The sequence below is a fragment of the Streptococcus moroccensis genome, from assembly GCF_030812835.1.
In the GTDB taxonomy this organism is placed as follows: domain Bacteria; phylum Bacillota; class Bacilli; order Lactobacillales; family Streptococcaceae; genus Streptococcus; species Streptococcus moroccensis.
In genome coordinates this window covers 1-3,545 of sequence record NZ_JAUSTM010000050.1, presented here as the reverse complement: position 1 = coordinate 3,545, position 3,545 = coordinate 1, and the positions used below count along the sequence as shown (strand labels likewise).

Annotated in this window: 2 protein-coding genes and 1 pseudogene; 2 read left to right on the top strand and 1 reads right to left on the bottom strand. The window is 42.5% G+C overall.

The window, feature by feature from the left end; all coding sequences use genetic code 11:
* Positions 1-357: 357 nt before the first annotated feature.
* Positions 358-1,463, bottom strand: a protein-coding gene (locus tag J2S23_RS11200) for an IS3 family transposase (protein WP_307122783.1) whose coding sequence is annotated in 2 segments (ribosomal slippage) — positions 358-1,187 and positions 1,187-1,463 — 1,107 coding nt in all. Because the reading frame shifts where the segments join, the coding sequence is not laid out codon by codon here.
* 274 nt (positions 1,464-1,737) lie between these two features.
* On the opposite strand from J2S23_RS11200, the pseudogene J2S23_RS11195 reads away from it, so the two are divergent.
* Positions 1,738-2,775: pseudogene (locus J2S23_RS11195) on the top strand (recombinase family protein); the annotation flags it as partial.
* 10 nt (positions 2,776-2,785) lie between these two features.
* Positions 2,786-3,403 (top strand): hypothetical protein, encoded by a 618-nt coding sequence (locus tag J2S23_RS11190; RefSeq protein WP_307122782.1) that lies wholly within the window; start codon positions 2,786-2,788, stop codon positions 3,401-3,403.
* The last annotated feature ends 142 nt before the right edge of the window (positions 3,404-3,545 follow it).

Here is a 3,545-nt window from a genome sequence, read left to right as displayed (position 1 = left end):
AATTCTCATCGCTTTAAACATTAAAAAGGAGAGAACCAAATTGATTCTCTCCAGATGTTAGCTTTTCACCAACCCACTACAGTTGACAAAGAGCCGAAAAAACGAGCATTTCCGCAGTTGGAGATGCTCGTTTTTTCATGTCATAGTTTCTAATTATAATAACCACAAAACAACGTAAGCGCCCAATAACGAGGTATATTGAAAAACATTCCAAAGTTGTACTGACCCCAAAAAGTTAGACAGGAAATATTAGTGAAAGGATTTAGTTCTGTACTGCACAGGGCTAAGTCCTTTTAGTTTAGTCTTAATGTGAAAAGGCAACACTTTTCTGTACAATTTTTATAAAGTGTTTTTTCGTTAAGCGATCACTCGCTTAGCTATTGGTGTTTGGTAATTGAGACTACCGTGGATGCGATGATGATTCCACCAGTGGACATAGTCCTTGGTTTTCAGGGTTAGTTCTTCAAGTGACTGAAAGGTTTCTTGATGAATAAACTCCAGTTTAAAGGAGCGATAGGTGCTCTCAGCTACCGCATTGTCATAAGGACAGCCAGCTTGACTTAGCGAACGGGTGATACCAAAAGCTTCTAAGACCTCATCAATTAGCTGATTATCAAACTCCTTGCCACGGTCAGAATGGAAAAGATTGACCTTGGTTAAAGCATAAGGGATACTCTGAATAGCTTGTTTGACGAGTTCTGCAGTCTTCTGCCAGCCAACAGATACGCCAATAATTTCACGATTAAAGAGGTCCATTATCAAGCAAACATAAGCCCACCGCTGACCAACACGGACATAGGTCAAATCTGTCACAATCGCTTCCAGTGGTTTTTCTTGGTGGAACTGTCTGTCTAAGCGATTTGGAATTGGGGCTTCGTTTTTCCCTTTAGCATATGGCTTGAAGCTAGCCTGCTGGTAAACAGATACGAGATTTAAGCGCTTCATTATCCGACGAATGCGACGACGAGATAGAATGAGCCCGTCTGAGGCCAGACATTGCTTGATCTTTCGAGCACCGTATCTTGATTGGCTCTTGAGGAAAATTTGTTTCACCTTTTCTTCAAGGTCAGCTTCAGATACTGGTTCTGAGGCTTTATAGTAATAGCTGGAACGCGGGAGATTCAACCAACGACACATGGCTGAAATGCTGTATTTATCCTTGTTAGCAGTGATTATTTCTCTTTTTGTGCCATAATCACCGCCGCTTGCTCTAGGATGTCTAGCTGCATTTCAAGTTCTCTGTTTCGCTTTCTAAGAGCTATCAGCTCCCGCTGTTCATCGGTAAGATTATCAATCGATTTGAAGGAGCCCGTTGTTTTAGCTTGTCTCACCCACTTATCAAAGGTCGAGGGGGTTAAATCATATTCTTTGATCAGCGCACTTCGTTTCATACCTGCAGTGTGAAGGTCAACGATTTGTTGTTTAAAGTCATCTGTAAAATGACGGCGTATTTTTCTAGACATAGAATTCTCCTGTTTTCTTTAGTGTAGAACACTTTATAATTTTCTGTCTAGTTTAGTGTAACCGATTCAGGCCAAGAAGCCACTACAGCAACTGCCGAGACGGTATCAGACACTGGTCTGGGCATGATGGGCGGTGGTGGCCCTGGTGGAAATGCCCCAGACGGAGCTCCAGAGGGAGGTCCAGGCAATGGATAAGCGCCAGGAACGCCACCTGGGTTGCATAATATTAACTGTAAAGGAATGATATATAGACACAAAAAAGGAGGATAACGCCATGATGGAATATGCAACCAAAATCACTGCGCTATACTCCCGCCTTTCAGTTGGTGATGAGGACAGAGACGGGGGCGAAAGCAACAGTATAGTCAATCAAAAGGCATTTTTAGAGAGATATGCAAGACAGCACAAGCTGATGAATATCCGCCACTATATCGACGATGATGAAAGCGGTAGGTTCTTTGACCGTTCAGCCTATACACAGATGATAAGCGATGTGGAAAGCGGAAAAATCGGCATTGTTATCATGAAAGATATGACAAGATGGGGACGAGATTATCTTCAAGTAGGAAATACAATGGAGATATTCCGTAGAAACAATGTACGCTTTATCGCCATCAACAACGGAATAGACAGCAAAGACCAAAATACATTGGAATTTGCTCCCTTTATCAATATTATGTCGGAGTGGTACGCAAGGGATATTAGTAAGAAAGTCAAAACAGGCATTAAGACCAAAGGAGCAAGCGGAAAGCCCGTTGCAACAGAAGCCCCATACGGCTATATAAAAGACCCTAAGAACAAAGATTATTGGATAGTCGATAAAGAAGCTGCAAAAGTCGTAAAACTCATTTTTAAGCTCTTTATGGAGGGGAAAAACAGAAATCAGATAGCCGTTTACTTGAAAGAAAAAGAAATACTAACTCCAACCTTTTATATGAAACAGCAAGACAGAGGAACAGCGAAAAACAAAAAGCTGAATGAAGAAAACCGCTATAACTGGAACAAAGCAACCCTAACACGCATACTGAAAAGACAGGAGTATTGTGGCGATGTAGTCAACTTCAAAACCGAAAAGCATTATAGAGATAAGAGAAACCATTATGTAGATAAAGACAAGTGGCAAATAATCCCTGATGTACACGAACCAATCATAGACCGAAGTACCTATGAAAATGTACAAAGGATATTAAAAAATGCACCTGTAAAAAGGCCAAACGGAGATGGAGAAATTCACGCACTTTCCGGACTTATGTATTGCAATTCTTTTTGTCAAGATTTGGTCGAGAGGAGAGTCGAGAGGAGAAGGGAAATATGATGTTTTCATGATTGAGAACAATGAATTGACTGTTTTGTCGGGAATACCTGCAAGATATTGCCTTGATGATATTGAAATGGTTATATTCTCAAAAGTGGGAAGAATGGGGAGTTATACGGGAAGAATGAAAATAATGAAAAAAGGCGGTAAGTTTGGGCGTACTTTTTTGTTTAATGCAAGTGCTTACCTTATGTCTTCCCTTGCGGCACAGAAGGCAGCTGAACGTGATGATCTGCTTGCGTCTATCAAGGCGTCAGAAGCCAGACTGACCGAGATCGCAACCCTGAAAAAGCATATCATCAATTATTCCAAAACCCGCAGCACATATGAGGAGTACAGGAAGGCGGGCTACAGCAAACAGTTCTTCGAGGCACATCGGGAAGAGATCACGCTTCACAAGGCTGCAAAGCAGGCTTTCGATGAGCTAGGCATGAAGAAGATTCCCAAAGTGAAGGATCTGAATGCTGAGTATGCGGAGCTGCTTTCCGGAAAAAAGACAGCTTATGCAGAATACCGAAAGCTCAGGGATGAGGCGCAGGAGCTGGCGATCGCGGAGAGCAACCTCTCCTCCCTGTTTGAATCTGAGAGAGAAGAACAAAGCCGTCAAAAAGAAAAAGAGCACTGATAACAATGCCGGAAGATGCCCTGCTGCGGGTGTCTTCCGGCGTCTTTTTTATGTGACTTTAAGTCCGTTTCGCTCCGCAGGTGCGAAACAAATAAACCACCCGCTATGCGGGTGCGCATCGCTGGTTATACCAAAAAACTCC

Bases quoted from the DNA above. Each gene is read 5' to 3' on its own strand.
- J2S23_RS11190 (WP_307122782.1), top strand. From the start codon at position 2,786: ATGATTGAGAACAATGAATTGACTGTTTTGTCGGGAATACCTGCAAGA.